The organism is Rhodococcus coprophilus NBRC 100603 (genome assembly GCF_001895045.1).
Classification (GTDB): Bacteria; Actinomycetota; Actinomycetes; order Mycobacteriales; family Mycobacteriaceae; genus Rhodococcus; species Rhodococcus coprophilus.
Genome location: NZ_BDAM01000005.1, coordinates 438,430 through 459,305, shown reverse-complemented (window position 1 = coordinate 459,305; position 20,876 = coordinate 438,430). Strand labels below are relative to the sequence as shown.

Genomic DNA, 20,876 nt, shown 5'->3' with positions numbered 1-20,876 from the left:
ATCTCGTCGCCCGGCCCCGGTCTGTGAAGCTCTCTCCTCAGTTCACACGGCGCAGCAGCGCAGCGAGCGCCTGCCCGCCACCGATGCACATCGTGACGACGCCCAGTTCGAGGTCGCGGCGAACGAGATCCTTCGCGACACGCAGAGTGAGGATCGCGCCGGTCGCGCCGACGGGGTGACCGAGGGCGATCGCACCGCCGTACGGGTTCGTCTTCTCCGGATCGAGCTTCGCGTCGCGCATCACGGCGATCGCCTGCGACGCGAAGGCCTCGTTGAGCTCGACGATGCCGATGTCGGCCGGGGAGGTACCGGTCTGCGCGAACAGCTTGCGCAGCGCGAACGTCGGCGCATAGCCCATGAGCTGCGGATCCATCGCCGCGGTGGTGACGGCTTCGAGGACCACCGAGCCGCTGAGGCCGCGCTCGCGTGCCACCGACTCGCGTGCGAGCACGAGGGCAGCGGCACCGTCGTTGATACCTGAGGCGTTACCTGCGGTCACCGTGCCGTCCTTGATGAAGGCGGACCGCAGCTTGCCGAGGGTTTCGACGGTGGTGCCGGGCTTGGGATGCTCGTCCTCGGTGACGGTGACGGGCTTGCGTCCGCCGATCTCGACCGGGGTGATCTCCTCGGCGAAGGCAGCCTTGGCGGCGTCGGTGGCGGCGCGGCGCTGCGATTCGACAGCGAAGGCGTCCTGCTCGTCGCGGGTGACGCCGTATTCGCGGGCGACGTTCTCGGCGGTGACACCCATGTGGAGGTTGCTGAACGGGTCGGTGAGCATGCCGACGGTGCCGTCGACGAGTTCGCGATTGCCCAGCTTGTAACCGTTGCGGGCGCCGAAGTCGTAGAACGGCATGCGGGACATGCTTTCGTCGCCACCGGCGACGGCGATGTCGGCGGTGCCCCAGCGAATCTCCTGAGCGGCGGACCACACGGCCTGGAGTCCGGACCCACAGAGCCGGTTGACGGTGAGCGCGGGCGTCTCGACCGGCAGTCCCGCAGCGAGGGTGACCCGGCGCGCGTTGTAGGCGTCCGCACCGACCTGGCCGATGCACCCCATGATCACTTCGTCGATGTTCTCCGGGGCGACCCCGGCACGCTCGAGAGCCGCGCGTACCGCCGTCGCGCCGAGTTCGTGGGCGGGAACGTCCTTGAACGCCCCACCGAAACTGCCGACCGGGGTACGTGCACCGTCGATGATGACGATCGGTTCCGGAGTACTCATGTTCTCGTCCTATCTGTCGAAACACCGTTGTTCCGCGACGCCGACGTTCCGAACCGCAATCCGATGTGGCTGGTCGCATAGGAAATCCGTGACGGATGTTACGACACCGGGTGTCTCGACTCGCGAGCGCTACCGGGCTCTCACTCGGGAGGGGTCAACTCACCGCGGTGGATGCGCGTCGCCGCGTGCTGGGTGCCGAGTTCGGCACGCAGATCCGGTCGTCCCACGTAGAGCTCGAGGACGCGATACAGAAGCGTGGCGTCGATGTCGAACCGCCGGGAGTCGACCACGATCCGCGGGGTGGTGGGGATCGATTCGAGCCGGAAGATCTTGCTGGTCCGGCGGCGTGCCCACGCAGCAGTCTCCGTGCCCTCCACCCACATCTCGGGGTAGCCGTGATGCACGGCGCGAAGGCCCGCCACCGACACCCACGGAAGGTAGGACTCCACAAACCACCCGCGATGCCTGATCCCGTCGGGGCCGAGCGTCAGTGCTCCCGCCCGGATTCTGCCGAATGCCACTTCGGCGAGAAAAATGACGCAGACGGCTCCGAGCACTGCCAGCGACGCGCTGACCAGGGTGAGCCCACCGTTGGTGAGGGACACCTCGACGGCGGCACCGAGCGACAGCGCTGCCGCGCAGCCGACCATGGTGACGAGCAGCGAGAAGACGGCCCTGCGCGCCTGCACCTCGGTCGTTCCGCGACCGCCTGCTTCCGTGTACCGAACCTTCGGTTCACGTCGTTCCGGCCACCAGTACACCGCCCCGAACGTTGCGGTGAGGAGCATGAGTACCGCGAGGATGAGGAAGAAGCGCGCCTCGCCCCCGGACCCCGCCGCGGCAGCGCGCGATCCTCCCCACAGCGCGGCGAAACCCACGAGGGCAGCGGCCCCCGTCGCCACGGTCGCCGGCGTGTTCCAGTTCTGTCGCGGCCATTCCGGGGGGCGTTCCGGAGTCACCCGAGTACTGTCGGTTTCTCCGTCTCTACCCCGCCGAACGTATGTTCGTCGCATCGGTCTCCCCTCCGGTCTGCCAGGAGCCCCGACGCCCCCGGCCTGTGCCGGTCGGAGCCCGACGCTACCTGAACGGTCGACCGGGACCGGCCATCGGTGATCGGGGTGGGAGAGGATGAAGGCCCGCGGGTAGGCACCCCGGTCGGCAGACGAAAATGTGACGATTACCATACTTACCGGTCAGTTGTAGTGTTACGCCAGTTCATGTGGCATTTTCAGACGGTCGGAGCGGTGGCGTAAGCGGGTTCCGGAGATTTCTCTGTGTGGATGAGTAACACCTCCGGTGAGGAACGCGACACTATCTACAACGATTCAGACGAGACCGGAGGATCTGCATGACTGTCCAGCTTGATTCGCCTGGCATCGACACTCAGGGCACTGCATCGGCGGCCGAAGCTGAACTCGGGACGCTGTTCGCACAGGTTCAGGAGCTCGACGCCCAGATTCTCGACGTGATCAAGCGACGCGCGGAACTGGCACAGCGCATCGGCGCCGTGGCGAAGGAATCCGGCGCGAGCCGCGAGGCCCAGGCCGAGGAGATGGCGGTCCTCGATCGTTTCGGCGAACTCGGGGCCGACGGCAACACGCTTGCCATGACGCTGCTGCGCCTCGGACGCACGCGCCGGGGCTGAGCGCCCGTCAGACCACACGAAGCCCCCGCCCTCGAGGTGCGGGGGCTTCGTCGTGCGTGGGGCGTCAGCGCAGGATGGTCTTGATCTCGAGGAACTCCTCGAGACCGAACACGCCGCCTTCCCTGCCGATGCCGGACTGCTTGTAGCCGCCGAACGGTGCGTCGGTGTTGAACGCTCCCCCGTTGATGTACACCTGGCCCGTCCGGATCCGCCGGGCCACGGACTCGGCGCGCTGAGCGTCGCCCGACCACACCCCTCCGGACAACCCGTACTCGCTGTTGTTGGCAATGCGTACCGCGTCGTCCTCGTCGCGGTAACCCATGATCGACAAGACGGGCCCGAAAATCTCCTCGCGCGCGATGGTCATCTCCTCGGTGACCCCGGAGAACACGGTGGGGCCGACGAAGTATCCGGTGTCGAGCCCGGTGTCGCGGCCGTCGAGTACGAGTTCCGCGCCCTCTGCTACGCCCTTGTCGATGTACGAGCGCACACGCGACTGCTGTGTGGCGCTTACGAGTGGGCCGAGTTTCGACGAGGGATCACCCGGATGCCCGACGGTGAAGTTACGTGCCGTCTGCTCCGCCAGCGCCGCGACTTCCGGCACCCGCTCGGCGGGAACGAGCATGCGGGTCAGCGCGGTACAGGTCTGCCCTGAATTGAGGAAACACTTGCTCACCCCGTCGGCGACGGCCGTCGCGAAATCGGCGTCGTCGAGGATGATGTTGGCGGACTTGCCGCCGAGTTCGAGCGCCACCTTCTTCACGGTCTCGGCCGCGACCGTCGCGACCCGCTTGCCCGCGCGAGTCGAACCGGTGAACGACACCATGTCGACGTCGGGATGTGCCGCGAGGGCTTCACCCACGACCGGTCCGTATCCGCTGACCACGTTGAAGACCCCGGCGGGCAGTCCGGCCTCGTGTGCGATGTCGACGAGCGCGTAGCTCACCAGCGGCGCGACCTCGGTCGGCTTGAGGACCACGGTGCATCCGGCCGCGAGCGCGGCGAACACCTTGAGGACGACCTGATGCAGCGGATAGTTCCACGGGGTGATGGCACCGACGACGCCGATGGGTTCGCGCACAACGAGAGCGTTGCCGATCTCCCGGTCGTCGAAGTCGTATTCGGCGGCGAGTGACGCGTAGGCCGCGATGTTCTTCAGCGGCATCCCCACCTGGACGGCGGCGGCGAGCTTCGTCGGCATCCCCATGTCCTGCGAGACGACGGCGGTCAGTTCCGCGGCCCGTTCGTTCGCCAGAGCGGACACCTTCTCGAGGTAAGCGCCGCGCGCCGCGCCGCTCAGCGACGACCACCCCGGAAACGCCTCCTTCGCCGCGGCCACCGCGCGATCGACGTCGCCGGCGGTTCCCTCGGCCACCTCGGCGATGGTCTCCTCGGTCGCCGGGTCGTGTACCTCGATGCGGCCGGGTCCTTCCGACGCCACCCACTGCCCGCCGATGTAGATCTGCGTGCGGTCCAGAATTCCGGTCATGCGCGCCTCCGTGTGTCGTGCGTCTCTTTCGGCGCAGCGTATCGAAGGAAGTCGCGCCGGGGCGTGGCATCGGCTGCTCGGCAGGAGTCGCGCCGGAGGTGTCGTCGGTGCGAGTCGCCGGCGCGGGCACCTGCGATGTGATGCACGACGCCGAACCTGCTGTTAACACGTAGGCTACAATCGGTTTCGCTGCTCGCGCGCTTCACCGTCGCATCGCTCGGCACATCCGGACAACGTCGTCTGCTTCTCATCACCGTCTCCGGCAGAGCTCTATGCGATCGCGGATCAGTGCGAATCTTCGCCTTCCCTTTCGTGTCCTCGCGGTCGGACGACGTCCGAACCCGATCCGCCGAGGAGGGCCTTCCGTTGACGAACGCCGACGACACCGGGCTGTACGACAGCACTGTCGACAAGAGCAGCTGCGGCGTAGGTTTCATCACCCGCAAGGACGGTGTGCAGACCCGCGAGATTCTCGATCGCGCCCACGAAGCTCTCTGTGTGGTTCCACATCGCGGCGGCATGTCCGCCGAGGGCGTGGGCGACGGCGCCGGCGTCAACGTGGACCTGTCGGTGGAGTTCTTCTCCGCCGTCACCGGAACCCCGTTGCAGCAAGATCATTTCGGCGTCGGCAACTTCTTTCTCCCCGCCGATGCGACGGCACATGCGGCGGCCGAGAACCTGATCACGTCGGCGCTGGAGAAGGCCGGCGTCACGGTACTCACGGTGCGCGACGTTCCGGTCGACGACGACGTGCTGCGTCCCGCGGCGATCCGATACCAGCTTCCGATCCGGCAGTGGATCTTCTCCCGTCCCGAAACCTGCACGTCGGCTGAGCATTTCGACCGCGTTCTCCACGATGTACTCCTCGACGTCGAGACACACGCCTACACCGCGGGTGCACTCGCCGGCCTGTACCCGCTCTCCCTCAGCGCCCGGACCCAAGTCCTCAAGGGCCGCTTGAATTCTCACGAGGTCATCCCGTACTTCCGGGATCTGACCGATCCGCGGCACTCGGTCCACACCCTGTTCTTCCACACGCGGTTCTCCACCAACACCGACCCGCATCCGACGATGGCGCAACCGTTCCGGCTCATGGCCCACAACGGTGAACTGAACACCGACCGCAAGAACCGCCTGTTCGAGGGCGCACTCGCACGGGCGAGGGGCCGCGACATCGTGCGTCCTCCCGGACAATCCGACAGTTGCCGCTTCGACCAGACTCTCGCCTCCCGTATCGCCTTCGACGAACTCGACCTCGTCACGGCCGTCGTGCAGATGATGCCGCCGGCCTGGGAGAACGACACGTCGTTGTCACCGCGTGTGCGCGCGATGCTCGAGTTCTTCTCCCTGTACGAGGAGAAGAACGACGGTCCGGCAGCATTGATCTTCGGCAACGGCACCGTCGTCGGCGCCCGCCTCGACAGGCTCGGCCTGCGTCCGCTGCGGACAGTCGAAACCGACGAGTACCTCGCGGTGACATCCGAGGCCGGGCAGTTCGATTTCGCGCCCGGTGCGGTGCTGCGCCGGGGACGCATCGAGGCCGGCGGAATGCTGTACTTCGACCATCGCACGCAGCGGTCGTACGGCACCGTCGAGTCTCTCGAGATGCTTGCCGGCGAACGCGATTACGCGTCGCTGGTGGATGCTGCCCGTCGCGAGATCGAGTCGCTCCCTCCCGTGCCCGCGGAAAAGGCCGGTTCTCCCCTGCGTTACAACGGCGACCTCGGACGCCACCAGCGTTACGTCTCCTATGCGCTCAATCAGGAATCGTTCCGGTTCATGCTCGACCCCATGCTCTCCTCGGGTCAGGAGCGCATCTCCGCGATGGGGTACGGCAACGCGATCAACGCCCTGTCGGATCAGGAAGGCGGTGTCGCCAAGTACTTCTCGCAGCGCTTCGCGCAGGTGACGAACCCCTCCCTCGATTCCATCCGCGAGGCCGACGGCATGACGTTACGTGTCGCGCTGGGGGCTCGGCCAGGCAGCGGCGCACCCTCGACGACCGCAACCCAGATCGTGGTGCCCACCCCGATCCTCACGCACCTCGAGATGCTCCGGATCCGTGAGCAGACCGACACCCCGGTGCAACGCTTCGAGATGCTCTACAGCCCGGTCTTCGACGACACGAAGGCCAACGCAGCCGCACTCGCCGCCGCGATCGACGGCGTCGCGGACCGCATCGCCGGCTTCGCCCGCGAGTCCGGAGGCATCGCCGTTCTCACCGACCGGCACGTCGCCACCGATCGTGCCGCGCTTCCTATGATCCTGGCGATCGCGGCGGTCAACCAGCGACTGATCGACGAGGGTCTGCGTCTGCGGGTGTCGGTGATCGTGGAGTCCGGGCAGTTGTGCTCGTCGCACCACATCGCCGCGACCTTAGGATTCGGTGCGGCCGCGGTGTACCCGCTGACCGTGCAGATGCGAGCGGAGGAGAAGTACGGCGCCGACGCCGACCTCGCCTTCCTGAAGTTCCGCAAGGCCGCCGAGAAGTCGCTGATGAAGACGATGGGCCGGGTCGGGTTGTGCACGGTCGAGTCGTACATCGGCGGGGAGTTCTTCGAGCCGAGCTATCTCGACACCGACGACGAGGTGCTGCGCCGCTGGTTCCCCAACGTGAGCACACCCGTGGGCGGCGTCGGGTTCACCACCATCGCCCAGGCCGTTGCGGACTGGCACCGCCGCGCGCTCACCGTGGAGACGGAGGCGGAAGTCCCGCTGCTCGGCCTGTTCAAGGAACGGGCCGAGGGTGCCGGGCACTCGTTCGGCACCACCGCCGTGCGCGGCTTCGTCGACATGACCGAGGAACCCGTCACTCTGCCCGCCGCGCGCGAGGCCGAGCCGGATCTGACGGATTCCCTCCGTCTGCTGCCGCTGCACCGCCTCTCCGATGCCCACGGCCTCGACGACGACGCGTATCGGTACGGCGGCTTCCGGGCGCTGACGGACGACGAAATCGACTCCTTCGAGATCACTCCCGGATACCGGGCGTTCGCCCGGACGATGGCGGAAGAGCGCTCCCGCCGGCCCGCGGCACTGCGTGACGTTCTCGCACTGCCCTCCGATGTCACCTTCGCGGTCACCGACGACGACTTCTGCAAGGAGATGGGGCGGTTCTCGCGGTACGGCAACAATTCGATGCGGGTGCGCGGCATCTCTGCGGCGCGCATCGACGAGAACGAGTTCGTTTTGCGCCTGACGGGCCCTCTCGCCGGCGACCACACCCGCCCCGCAGCGCTCGGCCGGTCGCTCGTCGCCCGGTTCGGTGACGCCATCGTCTCGCACCGCTGCTACGGCGACACCCTCACCGTGCACGCGGTGGGCGACGCTGCCGACTACCTGGCGCTGGTCCGTCAGGCTCCGCCGGCGGTGCGTCTCGACCAGGTGCAGCCCGCACACGAGATCACCCGGACCCTGGCCTCGGGCGCGATGAGCCACGGTGCACTGAACTCCAATGCGCACGAGGCGGTCGCGCACGGAACCAACATGGTCGGCGGCATGTCCAACTGCGGTGAGGGCGGGGAGCACATCTCGCGGTACGGCACGATCCGTGGTTCGCGTATCAAGCAGTTCGCGTCGGGTCGCTTCGGCGTGTGGGCCGGCTACCTCGCCGATCCGATGCTCGAAGAGATCGAGATCAAGATCGCGCAGGGCGCGAAACCCGGTGAGGGCGGCCAGCTTCCCGCGAAGAAGGTGACCGTGGAGATAGCAGCCGCACGCGGCGCGACGCCCGGTGTCGAACTGGTGTCTCCTCCCCCGCACCACGACACCTATTCCATCGAGGATCTCGCGCAGCTCATCCACGACTGCAAGGCGGCACGAGTGCGCGTCATCGTCAAACTCGTCTCCTCGGAGGGGATCGGCACCATCGCCGTGGGCGTCGCCAAGGCGGGCGCCGACGTCATCAACGTCGCAGGCAACACCGGCGGTACCGGCGCCGCCTCGGTGACGTCCCTGAAGTACGCGGGCCGGTCCGCGGAGATCGGCGTCGCCGAGGTCCACCAGGCTCTCACCGCGAACGGGTTGCGCGAGAAGGTCGTGCTGCGCTGCTCGGGCGCACACCAGACCGCGTCGGACGTCATCGTCTCCGCGATGCTGGGCGCCGACAGTTTCGAGTTCGGCACCACCGCGTTGATGATGCTCGGCTGCGTCATGGCAAAGAACTGCAACGTCAAGTGCCCGGCCGGTCTGACCACCAACCCGGAGATGTTCGACGGCGATCCGCGTGCCATGGCGCAGTATCTGCTCAACATCGCACACGAGACGCGCGAGGTGCTCGCACGACTGGGCCTGCGGTCGCTGCGGGAGGCGCGGGGTCGCGCCGATCTGCTGCATCTCCTCGACCATCCGTCGAGCATCGGTCAGCTCGACCTGCGCGCCATGCTCACGGTGCTCCCCGAGGTCCACGTCGACAACCCCGTCTACCTCGAAAAGGACTACTCGCTCGACGACGCGTGGCTGGTTCAGCTGCGGGAAGCCCTGATCGAGGCACGCGCGACCACGGTCGTTCTCGGTGACGGAGTCCGCCTGAGCAACCGGAACAAGAGCGTCGGCGCACAGTTGGCGATCGACATAGAGCGGATGCTCAACCACGAAGACCACGGTGAACTGCCGTCGGTGCTGCGCGACGAGCGCAACCGCCGCTGGTTCCGCGACGGCACCGTCACCATCACCACCACCGGGTCGGCGGGACTCTCGTTCGGCGCGTTCTGCAACGACGGTATGCGCCTCGAGCACACCGGCACCGCGAACGACGGCGTCGGCAAGGGCCAGTGCGGCGGCGAGATCGTCCTGCGTTCTCCCGGTGGAGGATCCGGCGAACGCGGCGACAACGTGCTCATCGGCAACTTCGCATTGTTCGGCGCGACCGGTGGGCGACTGTTCGTCCAGGGTGAGGCCGGCGACCGGTTCGCAGTCCGCAATTCCGGTGCGACGGCAGTGGTCGAAGGTGTCGGCGATTTCGCCTGTGAGTACATGACCAACGGGGCGGTGCTCAACCTCGGCGGGTTCGGCAAGGGCCTCGGCAACGGCATGTCGGGTGGGTTCGTCTACCAGTACGACCCGGACGGACTGCTGCCCGGCAAGGCCAGCGCCGACTCGATCCTGCTCGGGTCCGTCACCGGGGACGACCCGCAGGCGGGGATCCACAACGCTGCCGTGCTACGTCTGCTGCAGCTGCACGTCGAGGCGACGGGTTCCGCGAAAGCCCGCTTCCTGATCGACAATTGGCAGGTCGAGCAACACAACTTCACCTACGGGATGCCGCGCGCACTGCTCCAGTACCAGGACGCCGACGAAATCCTCGGTGCCGCGACGCGCAAGGAACTCGCCGCGGAGGTTGCGTCGGCGCTGGTCGCCCACCAGGTCCGCAAGTTCAAGGAGAGCTACCGCTCGGGTGCGCCCGTCGCCGGTGGACAGACCCCGTCGGGTACCGACACCGAGACCATGTACTCGCTGCTGAACAACTACACGGTGCTCGCCGCCGCGCAGGACATGGCGTTGCAGAAGGTTCCGGGCGCTACCGGCGTCTCCGATCCGGCGGTGCAGAAGGCCGCGCGCAATCTGCTGCTCACCGAGGATTTCTTTCTCGTCGCGAAGCTCGAACGGTACGCGCTCGCCGCGATCGCCGACCACACAGACGTGCAACTGGCGGTGCTGGTCGCCGACAAGCGACTCACCGACTACAAGCAGGCCCTCGCCCTGCGCAATGTCCGGTCGGTCGACGCTCCGGGAACGTACGGCTGGATTCTCCTGCAGAGCCGCAAGAATCTGGACGCGATCGGTCGCCTGCCCGGCTACGAGGAACTGTTCGCGCGCAACGCCGTGCCGAACGTTCTCGCCCCCACCACGGGAGTCTCCGCATGACAACTCCTTTCATCCCCCTCGACGCGCCGTTCACCACCGACCAGCGGTCGTGGCTCGCGGGTTTCCTCGCGGGCATGCAGACCCGCCTGATCGCCGGTGGTCCCGCCGACGATGCCGGGACGACCGGCTCGGCACCCGGACTGCACGTGCTGTACGGCTCGCAGACCGGCAATGCCGAAGCCATTGCCGAGGACGCGGCCACAGCAGCCCGTGCTCACGGGTTCGCGCCGGTCGTGTGCGCGCTCGACGACATCGATATCGACCGGTTCGCCTCGCTCGGCCACGTACTGATCGTCACGTCCACCTACGGCGAAGGCGAGATGCCCGACAACGCGGAACTGTTCTGGGACGCGCTGTCCGCGGAGTCGGCTCCGCGGCTCGAAGGCATGCACTTCGCGGTCCTCGGCCTCGGCGACACGGGTTACGACGGGTTCTGCCAGGCCGGCAAGCTCTTCGACACCCGTCTCGAGCAACTCGGCGCCCGGCGCATCGTTCCGCGCGTCGACTGCGATGTCGATTTCGAGGATGCCGCGGCCGCGTGGATCGGTGAGACGATGCCGCTCGTCGCGGCGGTCGAGGGAATCGTGGGCACGGGTTCGTCCGCCGCAGCTGCGCCGACGGCACCGGCGCGCCCCAAGTCGCAATGGACGCGGAAGAACCCGTACCCGGCGACGCTGACCACCAACCGGGTGCTCTCCGGCGCGGGTTCGGCAAAGGAGATCCGCCACTACGAGTTCGCGCTCGGCGAGTCGGGCATCGAGTACGAGGCGGGCGACGCGCTCAACGTCGTCCCGATCAACGACGGCGCCCTCGTGCGGGCACTGCTCGACAGGCTGCACCTCGACGGTTCCGTGGTGCCCTCGGGTTTCGACACCTCCCTCACGCACCTGCTCACGTACGACTACGAGATCACCGCACCGTCGGTCGATCTGCTCGAGGAAGTCGAGAAGCGCACCCGCAACGAGGAACTGACGTATGTGCTGCGGCACGGCGACAAGGCGGCACTCGACGAATGGCTCTGGGGACGCGACATTCTCGACGTCCTGATGCTCGAGCCCGCACCGGAGCTCACGGCCGAGGAGTTCCTGTCGCTGTTGCGGCCGCTGCAGCACCGCGCGTACTCCATCTCGTCGAGTCCGAACGCGTGCGACGGGTCGGTCCATCTCACGGTCGCGTCGGTGCGTTACGGCGACGACGACCGCGAGCGACGCGGGGTCTGCTCGACCTACCTCGCGGACCGCGTCGGCGACGGCACGGTGGGCATCTTCGTCACGCGGAACAAGGCGTTCCGAGTCCCGTCCGACGACACCGTGCCGATGATCATGGTCGGGCCGGGTACCGGCATCGCTCCGTTCCGCGGCTTCCTCCAGGAGCGACGTGCGCGGGGCGCAGCCGGGAAGAACTGGCTCTTCTTCGGCGATCAGCGCCGCGACTGTGACTACATCTACGAGGACGAACTCGCCGAGTTCACCGCCTCGGGGCTGCTCACCCGGCTGGACCTCGCGTTCTCCCGCGACCAGGCCGAGAAGATCTACGTGCAGACCCGCATGACAGAGCGCGGTGCCGAGTTGTTCGCGTGGCTAGAGGAAGGCGGCCACTTCTACATCTGCGGTGACGCCTCCCGCATGGCGAAAGATGTCGACGCCGCGCTCCACGCGATCGTCGCCGAGCACGGCGGGATGACCGAAGAGCAGGCTGCCGAGTACATCACGGGCCTCAAGCGTGAGAAGCGGTATGTGCGCGACGTCTATTGATGCTCGAGGACTTTCCGCGTAGAAGGGATCGCGGTGGCACGCTCGGTGGGCGTGCCCCGCACCTTCGAGTCCGATCCCACAGCCGTGAACCACACACCGCACGCCAGAAGCGACAGGCCGGCGCCGAATGCCACCCATGTCGCCGCGGAGTGTCCCCCGCCGTCGGCGAGTGAGCCACCGACCCAGTTGCCGATAGAGGTACCGGTGGTGATCCCGGCGCTGAGCAACGTCATGACGAGTCCGAGTCGCCGTGCCGGCGTGTACTCGCCCGCCACCCTGAAAATCGTCACGAGGACCGGGCCGATCGGCGCGCCGACGAACAGCAGGACGACGGCCATCTGCCACGGTGCGCCCGGCAACCACAGCAACGCCAATGCGGGAACGAGCAGCACCGCGCAGCCGGTCCACCGCACAGGCACCGTCATGCGTTCACTCCACCGCGACACGCTCAGCGCGGCGGCACCGGAAGCGAGTCCGAGTGCGGCGTAGATCGATCCGCCGCTGCCGGGATGTCCGGTCTCGTCGGCGAAAACTGTCGCGATCGTGGCGAGAGACCCGAAAATCGTTCCGATACTCACCATTCCGGCCAGAAGGATGCCGACCGGACCCCACTGCACGGTGTCATGCTCGACGGAAGGTGATTCACCGGGGGCCGGACCGTTGCCGCTCTCGGGCGATGCGAACCGCGCACTGGGGTGCAGCGCAAACCAGGGCACCACGACCGCTGTGAGCGCCATCAGGACGTAGAGCGGAACGGCGGCACCGAACAGTGCGGCGACGATTCCCACCAGTGCCGGACCGAGAACGAACCCGAGTTCGTCCATCGTGCTTTCGTAGCCCTGAGCTTCCGCCACGGCCCGGTTCGAACCGCGCGCGGACAAACCCCGAATCCACCGCACGCGGGTCATCGGGCCGCATTGGGGCACCACCAGACCGGCGATGAACGACGCGACCAGCAGGCTCGGTGACAATCCGCCGGCGCCGCCCGCCGGACTCCCGGCGGCGAGGACAGCGAGTACGGCCACGACATAGATCGGGGTGGTGAGCAGAAGCGCCGGACGCTGCCCCCAGCGGTCGGACGCGATGCCGGACAGTGGCGCACCGACTGCGACACCCACGCCGGTGACCGCCGCGGCCACGCCGGCGGCGGCGAAATCGGACGACGAGGCGACGACGTAGGTGAGCACACCCATGACCAGCATGGACAACGGCAGTCGAGCGAGCGCCGAGACGGGAAAGTAGGCGGAACCGACGAGATCGTGCATGACACGGAAATGCGACGGGGTGGAGCGGTGGGCCATCGATACCTTTTCACAACACTTTCCGCATGCGGAAAGAGACGCACGACGTCCCGGCCTCCCGTCGTGCCCGACCCTGAGCAACCGGAAGAGTATACCGCCGGAGTGTCGCGCGTGCCGGTGGCAACCTCCGCGCAGTGCCTGCGCGGGAACGATCGCACAGTCCCGATTGTCCGAAATATTCAATGCCGAAAGAGAATTCGCGTCGGACGACGCGCTCGAAAACATGTCCAGCTGTTCAGACGGGCAGGTAGGGTCGAAAGATCTTCCACGTCGGAGGGAACCCCCATGGATGTCTCCGCAATGCATATGAGCGACGGTCTGATCAACGCGCCGGTATCGGCTGTTTTCTTCGCGATCGCCGCGCTCGGGCTGGCAGCGGCACTACCGCGGGCAAGGATGGAACTGGACGAAAAGACCGCTCCCCTTGCCGGTCTCGTCGCCGCGTTCGTGTTCGCCCTCCAGATGATCAACTTTCCGGTCCTCCCCGGGGTCAGTGGCCACGTACTCGGGGGCGCGCTCGCCGCGATCCTCGTGGGGCCCGCAACAGCGGCTCTGTGCCTGACGGTGGTACTCGTCGTGCAGGCACTGCTTTTCGCCGACGGGGGCCTGACCGCCCTGGGGATGAACATCACCAACATGGCGCTGGTGGGGGTCGCCGCGGGGTACGGCACCGCAGTGGCTCTGCGCCCGCTCATCCGCCGGTTCCCGGGTCTTCCCTCCATCGGCGTCGTGGCGTTCGCCGCATCCGTGGTCGCCACCGTCCTGGCAGCGACAGGCTTCCTGATCGAATACGCCGTGGGCGGCACGGCCGGCTCACTGGGAACCATCGCCCCGTACCTGCTCGGGGTGCACGTCCTCATCGGTATCGGTGAAGGCGTGATCACGGCGATGACGGTGATAGCCGTCGCCCGGGCGAGACCGGACCTCGTCTACCTGCTTCGACCGTTGCGCGCTTTGGATCGGAGTCCGGCATGAGCAGGAAGAAAGTTCTGGTCGTTCTGGGAGTCGCGGTGCTCCTGCTGGCAGGCGTCGTGTCCTACCTCGCCGTTCCGGACCCCGACGGGCTCGAGGCCGCCACCGTTCGGGGCTGCGAAGTAGTGGAGGACGGCGGAGCCGAAGTGCTCTCCGGTGAATGCGCCGCTGCCGGCGCCACCGATCACGCGCTCGCAAACAGTCCGCTGGCCGATTACAGCGTCGGCGCGCGTGAAGGTTCCACCGGTATCGCAGGCATCGCCGGCGCCGTAGTCACGCTGGTGGTCGCGTTCGGGCTGTTCATGGTGCTCGCCCGTCGTCGCGGGACGACCCCGAGCATCGATCCACAGGCGCACGAAGCATCCACGGGGAACACCTGGCCGTGAATTCCGCGACGCTCGGCGACACCGGGACCGCCGGCACCACGCCCGTCCACCGGCTTCCGACCGAGGTGAAGATCGTCGGGGCGGTCCTGTTCACCTTCGTGGTGGTCGCGACCCCGCGCGAAGCCATGTGGGCGTTCGCGCTCTATTTCGCGATCATCGTCGCGGTGTGCGCCGCAGCGCGCATACAGGCGTCGTGGCTGATGCCCCGCATGCTGATCGAGGTGCCGTTCCTGGTTCTCGCGGTCCTGCTTCCCTTCGCGGAGTCCGGCGACCGGGTGGAGGTGATGGGCTTGTCGCTGTCCGTACCCGGCCTGTACGCAGCGTGGGGCATCGTCGTCAAGGGCACGCTGGGCGTACTGGCATCCCTCGTCCTCGCGGCAACGACATCGGTGCAGGATCTGCCCGCCGGCCTGTCCCGCCTGCACATTCCTCCGCTGATCACCACGGTTGTCCTGCTCATGCTCCGGTACGTCGGCATCCTCGCCGCCGAGGGCAGAACCATGGACATCGCCCGGCGCTCGCGAGGCGACGATCCCCGCATGTTCCACAGGGTGGGTGCGACAGCCCGCGGCGTCGGGTCGCTGTTCGTGCGGGCGTACGAACGCGGCGAGCGGGTCCACTGGGCCATGCTCTCGCGGGGGTTCACGGGTTCGGTGCCGGCGACAGGCTCGACCGCGACCCCCGCGGCATGGGTTGTCGGCCTGATTCCCGCCGTACTTGCCGGCACGGTGTGCGCCGCGGCATGGAGCGCATCGTGAACGCGACTCCCGCGATCGAACTCGAAGGGTTGCAGTACGTCTACCCCGACGGCCGCCATGCGCTGCGCGGCATCGATCTCGTGGTGGCCCCCGGCGAGCGGGTCGCCGTCCTGGGACCCAACGGTTCGGGCAAGACCACCCTCATGCTGCACCTGAACGGGGTGCTGAGCGCCACCTCCGGGACGGTGCGGGTGGGCGGAACCCCCATCACGCGGCGTACCGTCCGGGAGATCCGGAGCCGGGTCGGTCTCGTGTTCCAGAATCCCGACGACCAGCTGTTCATGCCTACGGTCGCCCAGGACGTCGCATTCGGCCCTGCCAACTTCGGAGTGGCCGAGCCCGAGCTCGGCGCACGCGTGCGGTTCGCCCTGGAGGCGGTGGGCATGGAAGAGCATTCCGCGCGCACGACGGTGCACCTTTCCGCCGGTCAGCGCCGACGGGTGGCACTCGCCACGGCGCTGTCGTGCCGACCCGAGGTTCTGGTGCTCGACGAGCCGTCCAACGATCTGGATCCGGTGTCCCGGCGAGAACTGGCCGAGGTTCTGCTCGGTCTTTCCGCCACGATGCTGATGGTCACCCACGACCTGCCCTACGCCGCGCAGATGTGCACGCGTGCGGTGATACTCAACGACGGCCGGCTGGCGGCGGACGGGCCGATCGAGACGATATTGTCCGATTCCGGGCTCCTCGCGCAGAACCGCCTCGAGCTCCCCTGGGGCTTCAGCCTCACGCCGTCCGGCACCTACCCGGTGGAGGGGTGACCCGCCCGTTCGGGCACGTCACGAATGTTCCGGGTGGTGGTGCTGACCGTGCGTATGACCAGCTTGTTCGTGCGTGGCTCCGATGGAATGGAGAAGTTCGTGCACGGTCGGGTCGGCCAGTCGGTACCTCACCAGCCGGCCTTCCCGCTCGGCGGTGACCCAGCCCCGATTGCGCAGCAGGCGCAGCGCATGGGAAACGGCGGTCCCGGTCATTTCGAGCGCCGCCGCCAGGTCGGTGACGCAGATCCCGGGCGCATGATGCAGGCACAGCAGCAACCGCAGGCGGTTGACGTCGGACAGCAGTTCGAAGCGATCCGCCCACTGCCCGATGTCGGGCGTCCGGAGAGCGGCGGCTGCCCGGCGCACATCGTCGGAGTCGAAGGCCGCGTCAACCGTCATGCACCGAGTGTACGAAGCCTCACGCGCCCGTGACCTCACATCGTCCGATAGGCCGCTCGGCCAACATGATTGACCGAAGACCATATTCGGCCGTGAGCACGGCACAACCCGCTTAGACTGTGCGCACGTCACTCGAGGAGCACGCCGATGCCCGATCGCACCGCAGCACGCAGCCGGCAAGCACCCGTCGCCGACAGTCCGGATCGAATCCGCAACGTCGTCCTGGTCGGCTGTAGCGGCACCGGGAAGACCACCCTCACCGAGTCGCTGGCGGCGGCAACCGGCGCGGTCGGCCGCGCCGGCCGCACGGCCGAGGGAACAACGGTGTCCGATTACGAAGAGATCGAACAACGCCACCAGCGATCGGTGCAGTTGACGGTGCTCGCCCTCGAGTGGAACGGAATCAAGATCAATCTGATCGACACGCCGGGCCATCCCGACTTCGACGCCGAAGTGCGGGCCGGGGTGCATGCCGCCGACGCCGCCGTGTTCGTGGTCTCGTCCACCGACCCGATCTCGGCCGCAACGCAGGCATTGTGGCGCGAATGCGAGGAAGAGAACATTCCGCGGGCGATCGTGGTCAACAAACTCGACATCGCCCGCCGGAGTTTCGACGAGGTCCTCACCGAATGCCACGACGCGTTCGGTCTCGGCCCCGACACCCTGCGCGCGCTGTGCTATCCCGTCTACGACGGTGATCGCCCGGTCGGGTCCATCGGATTGCTGACCGGGCGCCACTACGGCGAACCCGGCAGCCCGTCGCCGGTTTCACAGGAGGCACGCGAGGCGCTGGTGGAGGCGATCTCGGGTCAGGACGACACACTCATGGAGCGGTTCGTCGCGGGAGAACAACTCGACACCGCTTCGCTCGAAGAAGGGTTGACCCGCGAATTACTCTCCTGTGCATTGCATCCCGCGATTCCCGCCACCGAGTACGGAGTCGGTGCCGTCGAACTGCTCGAGCTGATCACCACAGGCTTTCCCGATCCCACCAGCCGTGCGCGCGGGGCTCCCGCGTGTGATCCGGATGCGGACCTCGTGGCCCAGGTCGTGCGCGTCGCGGGTGATTCATACGTGGGCCGGATCAGCCTCGTCCGTGTCTACTCCGGCACGCTCCGCCCCGACTCGATCGTCGGGCTCACCGGCGGTGACCGTGATTCACGCGAACGCATCCCCGCCCTGACGAGCCCGTTCGGCAAACAGCAGCGTCCGGTTGGCGAGGCGGTCGCGGGAGACTTGGTGTCGGTCGGGAAACTCGCGACCGCGCAACCCGGCGACGTGCTGCACGACCCCGACCACCCCGCGCACCTCGACATGTGGCCGGTTCCGACTCCACTGTTGCCCATTGCGATCGAAGCGCACACCCGCACCGACGACGACAAACTGTCGCAGGCGTTGTCGCGACTCGCGGCGGAAGATCCCGGAGTGCGCGTCGAGCACAATGCCGATACCAACCAGATCGTGCTGTGGTGCACCGGCGAAGCTCACGCCGAACTGGTGCTCGATCGCCTGCAAACCCGGCACGGTGTCCAGGTCGACCCTGTGGAGTACAAGGTGCCTCTCCGCGAGACGTTCGCCGGACCGGCAGCAGGTCACGGGCGGCTCGTCAAGCAATCCGGCGGGCACGGCCAGTACGCGGTGGTCGACATCGAGGTCGAGCCGCTACCCATCGGGAGCGGCGTGGTCTTCACCGAGAAGGTCGTCGGGGGTGCCGTTCCCCGTCAGTTCATCCCCTCGGTCGAGAAAGGCATCGACACCCAGGCAGCGAAAGGTGTCGCGATCGGACGTCCCCTCGTGGACGTGCAGGTCACGCTCGTCGACGGGAAAGCCCACTCGGTCGATTCCTCCGACGCGGCGTTCCAGGCCGCGGCGGGGCTCGCGTTGCGAGATGCCGCGGCGCACACCACCGTCCGCATTCTCGAACCGGTCGCCGCAGTGCGGGTCATCGTCCCGGAAGAGTTCCTCGGAGCAGTGCTGGGCGACCTCTCCTCACGCCGTGGCCGAGTCCTCGGCACCGAATCGCCCGAGCCCGGAATCGCTTTGCTGCGCGCGGAAGTACCCGAGATCGAGCTGAGCCGCTACCCCGTCGAACTGCGGGCCGTCACGCAGGGCACCGCCGAGTTCGCGCGCATGTACATCCGGCACGAGCCCATGCCGGACGCCCTCGCCGCGCGTGTGACCTCCCCACCGGAGAGTTGATCTCGTCAGGAACTCTCGCGCGCGACCTCGTTCAACCTTCCCGTGGCGACGTCGAACACGAATCCGCGGAGCGACGTCGGCTCGGTGACGAACGGGCTCACCTCGATCCGGCGCATCGACTGACGCACGTCCTCCTCCGGGTCGCGGAAGCTCTCCGGGGCCCACTGAGGCCGGATCCCGGTGTCCTCTTCGACGGCGCGGGTGAACTCGTCGTCGGCGAAGGTCAGCATGCCGCAGTCGGTGTGATGGATCAGCACGATCTCCTCGGTGCCGAGCAGCCGTCGGCTGATGGCGAGTGAACGGATCACGTCGTCCGTCACGGCGCCGCCGGCATTGCGGATCACGTGGGCCTCGCCCTCCGCGATTCCGAGGGCACGACTCACATCGAGGCGTGCATCCATGCAGGCGACGACGGCGATGTGTCTGCTCGGTGGCAGCGGCAGCGGGCCGGAGAACCCGGCGGCGTACGACTCGTTGTTCTGCAGGTATTCGTCGGTGACTGTCACGCGCTCATCTCCACGTCGTCGGGCAGGGTCGTACCATCATCCGCCGATCTCACGCGGTCTGCCAGCGCTCCGATCGCCCTGATCCGAACGCACCCCGGTGTGGGATTCGCCTCGCGCCGGTTTCGTCGACCCACACCCCGGGTATCGCAAGTGCTGTCCCGAGCACGGGCGCGGTCCCGCGCCGGGCAACTTCACGAAAGGACGGATTTCGATGGCTGAATCCGAGCGACCGGGCACCCCTGCCGACAACGACGACCTCACCGGCGAGAAGATCTCGCGACTGGTGGACGACATGGAAGAACGCGTCGAAGCCGAGCACGAGCGGGAAGGTAAGGCCGGTAGCCCGTCGGATCGTGAGGAAACCGAGCCTGTCGAGCCCGACGACCAGGCACCCGAGTAGACCTTTTCACCCTGCCGCCACGCCCGGATCTGCCGTCAGTCGTAGATCCGGGCGTACAGGTCGCGGATCTCTTCCTCGGTGGGCACGATCGGATTGTTGTTCGGCGATCCCGATGCGAGTGCCTGCTCGGCCATGAGTGGCACCAACGTGTCCCAGTCGCGTTTGTCGATGCCGTACGCACGAGGGGTCGGCACCTCGACATCGCGGCACAGTTCCGCCAGTGCGGCCACCAGGTTGTCGGCCGCGGTGGCGTCGCGGTCATCGGGTGAGGCGACGCCGAGCGCGCGGGCACAGTCCGCATAGCGGGATTCGGCCGCCCGCACCGAGAACGCGGTCACCGCGGGAAACAGCATCGCGTTCGACAACCCGTGGGCGACGTGGAAGTGCGCTCCGATCGGCCGACTCATTCCGTGGACCAGCGCGACGCTCGAGTTCGAGAACGCGACACCTGCCTGGGTGGCCGCGAACATCATCTGTTCCCGCGCGTCCTCGTCGTTGCCGTTCTCATAGACGCGGCGCAGCACCTTTCCGATCGTTTCGATCGCAGCGAGGGCCAACGTGTCGGAGAACGGATTCGCCTTCTTGCTGACGTAGGCCTCGATCGCGTGGGTGAGTGCATCCACCCCCGTGTCGGCGGTCAAGCGCGGCGGCATCGTCAGCGTCAACCGGTAGTCGACCACCGCTGCGATCGGAAGGAACGCCGCACCAGGGCAGAGCATCTTCTCGTTGGTGACACTGTCGCTGATGACAGTGAATTGCGTTGCTTCCGAACCACTTCCGGCGGTAGTCGGGACCGCGACGACGGGCAGCGCCGGGCCGTTGTTGACGCGGGGTGCCTTGTAGTCGCTCATCTGCCCACCGTGGACGGCCAGCAACCCGAGCGCCTTGGCGGTGTCCATCGGGCTGCCGCCACCGAAACCGATGACGCAATCGGCGTCGTGGGCCGCGACTGCCTCGAGTCCTGCGACGAGGGAGTCGGTGGTGGGATCGGGGACCGTATCGGCGAACACTGCCGCTGCGAGCCCGGCCGCCTCGAGGCGCGACACCATCCGCTCCACGGCGCCGGTCCCGACCAGGAACCGGTCGGTCACGACCAGTGGACGGGACAGGCCGAGTCCGGCCACCACCTCACCGATCTCGTCGACGGCGCCCCCGCCGATGCGCATCACGCGGGGAAGAGCAATGGGTACGGCCACGTGGGGTCCCTTCGTCACATTTCGGT

Annotated in this window: 16 protein-coding genes; 9 read left to right on the top strand and 7 right to left on the bottom strand. The window is 67.4% G+C overall.

What is annotated here, in order from left to right:
- Positions 1–37: 37 nt before the first annotated feature.
- On the bottom strand, positions 38–1,222 hold the full coding sequence (locus RDCOP1_RS10730) for a thiolase family protein (protein WP_072700185.1): 1,185 nt from the start codon (positions 1,220–1,222) through the stop codon (positions 38–40).
- A 140-nt stretch (positions 1,223–1,362) separates the two neighbouring features.
- A complete protein-coding gene (locus tag RDCOP1_RS10725) occupies positions 1,363–2,181 on the bottom strand; it encodes a hypothetical protein (RefSeq protein ID WP_072700183.1) in 819 nt (272 codons plus the stop codon).
- 389 nt (positions 2,182–2,570) lie between these two features.
- Here RDCOP1_RS10725 and RDCOP1_RS10720 point away from each other — a divergent pair, with 389 nt between their 5' ends.
- Entirely contained in the window at positions 2,571–2,867 is a 297-nt protein-coding gene (locus RDCOP1_RS10720; RefSeq protein ID WP_072700181.1) for a chorismate mutase, read from the top strand.
- Between the two features lie 64 nt (positions 2,868–2,931).
- Here the strand turns inward: RDCOP1_RS10720 and RDCOP1_RS10715 are convergent, their stop codons facing one another.
- Positions 2,932–4,356, bottom strand: a complete 1,425-nt coding sequence (locus tag RDCOP1_RS10715; protein ID WP_072700179.1) for an aldehyde dehydrogenase family protein — start codon at positions 4,354–4,356, stop codon at positions 2,932–2,934.
- Positions 4,357–4,722: 366 nt separating this feature from the next.
- On the opposite strand from RDCOP1_RS10715, the gene RDCOP1_RS10710 reads away from it, so the two are divergent.
- Positions 4,723–10,218: a glutamate synthase-related protein gene (locus RDCOP1_RS10710; RefSeq protein ID WP_072700463.1), complete on the top strand. Its 5,496-nt coding sequence runs from the start codon at positions 4,723–4,725 to the stop codon at positions 10,216–10,218.
- Entirely contained in the window at positions 10,215–11,972 is a 1,758-nt protein-coding gene (locus RDCOP1_RS10705) for a sulfite reductase subunit alpha (protein ID WP_072700177.1), read from the top strand. Before RDCOP1_RS10710 ends, RDCOP1_RS10705 begins: the two co-directional genes overlap by 4 nt.
- Here RDCOP1_RS10705 and RDCOP1_RS10700 read toward each other — a convergent pair.
- A complete protein-coding gene (locus RDCOP1_RS10700; RefSeq protein ID WP_169848874.1) occupies positions 11,966–13,273 on the bottom strand; it encodes an MFS transporter in 1,308 nt (435 codons plus the stop codon). The two genes, RDCOP1_RS10705 and RDCOP1_RS10700, sit on opposite strands and share 7 nt — an antisense overlap.
- A gap of 285 nt (positions 13,274–13,558) precedes the next feature.
- Here RDCOP1_RS10700 and RDCOP1_RS10695 point away from each other — a divergent pair, with 285 nt between their 5' ends.
- The 4 genes from RDCOP1_RS10695 to RDCOP1_RS10680 are packed head-to-tail and all read left to right on the top strand — an operon-like array spanning position 13,559 to position 16,150.
- Positions 13,559–14,248 carry an energy-coupling factor ABC transporter permease gene (locus tag RDCOP1_RS10695; RefSeq protein ID WP_072700173.1) on the top strand — a complete coding sequence of 230 codons (690 nt, stop codon included), beginning with the start codon at positions 13,559–13,561 and terminating at the stop codon, positions 14,246–14,248.
- Complete coding sequence (locus RDCOP1_RS10690; protein WP_072700171.1) at positions 14,245–14,631, top strand: PDGLE domain-containing protein; 387 nt, start codon at positions 14,245–14,247, stop codon at positions 14,629–14,631. The genes RDCOP1_RS10695 and RDCOP1_RS10690 overlap by 4 nt, the downstream gene beginning before the upstream one ends.
- Positions 14,628–15,389, top strand: a complete 762-nt coding sequence (gene cbiQ, locus RDCOP1_RS10685) for a cobalt ECF transporter T component CbiQ (protein ID WP_072700169.1) — start codon at positions 14,628–14,630, stop codon at positions 15,387–15,389. Before RDCOP1_RS10690 ends, cbiQ begins: the two co-directional genes overlap by 4 nt.
- A complete protein-coding gene (locus tag RDCOP1_RS10680) occupies positions 15,386–16,150 on the top strand; it encodes an energy-coupling factor ABC transporter ATP-binding protein (protein WP_371836820.1) in 765 nt (254 codons plus the stop codon). The genes cbiQ and RDCOP1_RS10680 overlap by 4 nt, the downstream gene beginning before the upstream one ends.
- 18 nt (positions 16,151–16,168) lie before the next feature.
- Here the strand turns inward: RDCOP1_RS10680 and RDCOP1_RS10675 are convergent, their stop codons facing one another.
- On the bottom strand, positions 16,169–16,549 hold the full coding sequence (locus tag RDCOP1_RS10675) for an ArsR/SmtB family transcription factor (protein ID WP_072700167.1): 381 nt from the start codon (positions 16,547–16,549) through the stop codon (positions 16,169–16,171).
- A gap of 147 nt (positions 16,550–16,696) precedes the next feature.
- Between RDCOP1_RS10675 and RDCOP1_RS10670 the strand changes: the two genes are divergently transcribed.
- A complete protein-coding gene (locus RDCOP1_RS10670) occupies positions 16,697–18,748 on the top strand; it encodes an elongation factor G (protein ID WP_072700165.1) in 2,052 nt (683 codons plus the stop codon).
- Between the two features lie 5 nt (positions 18,749–18,753).
- On the opposite strand, the gene RDCOP1_RS10665 is transcribed toward RDCOP1_RS10670, so the two are convergent.
- Complete coding sequence (locus RDCOP1_RS10665) at positions 18,754–19,254, bottom strand: beta-class carbonic anhydrase (RefSeq protein ID WP_072700163.1); 501 nt, start codon at positions 19,252–19,254, stop codon at positions 18,754–18,756.
- Between the two features lie 211 nt (positions 19,255–19,465).
- Here RDCOP1_RS10665 and RDCOP1_RS10660 point away from each other — a divergent pair, with 211 nt between their 5' ends.
- Positions 19,466–19,654, top strand: coding sequence for a hypothetical protein (locus RDCOP1_RS10660; protein ID WP_072700161.1), 189 nt, complete (start codon positions 19,466–19,468; stop codon positions 19,652–19,654).
- A 35-nt stretch (positions 19,655–19,689) separates the two neighbouring features.
- Here the strand turns inward: RDCOP1_RS10660 and RDCOP1_RS10655 are convergent, their stop codons facing one another.
- Complete coding sequence (locus tag RDCOP1_RS10655; RefSeq protein ID WP_111731580.1) at positions 19,690–20,850, bottom strand: iron-containing alcohol dehydrogenase; 1,161 nt, start codon at positions 20,848–20,850, stop codon at positions 19,690–19,692.
- Positions 20,851–20,876 lie beyond the last annotated feature (26 nt).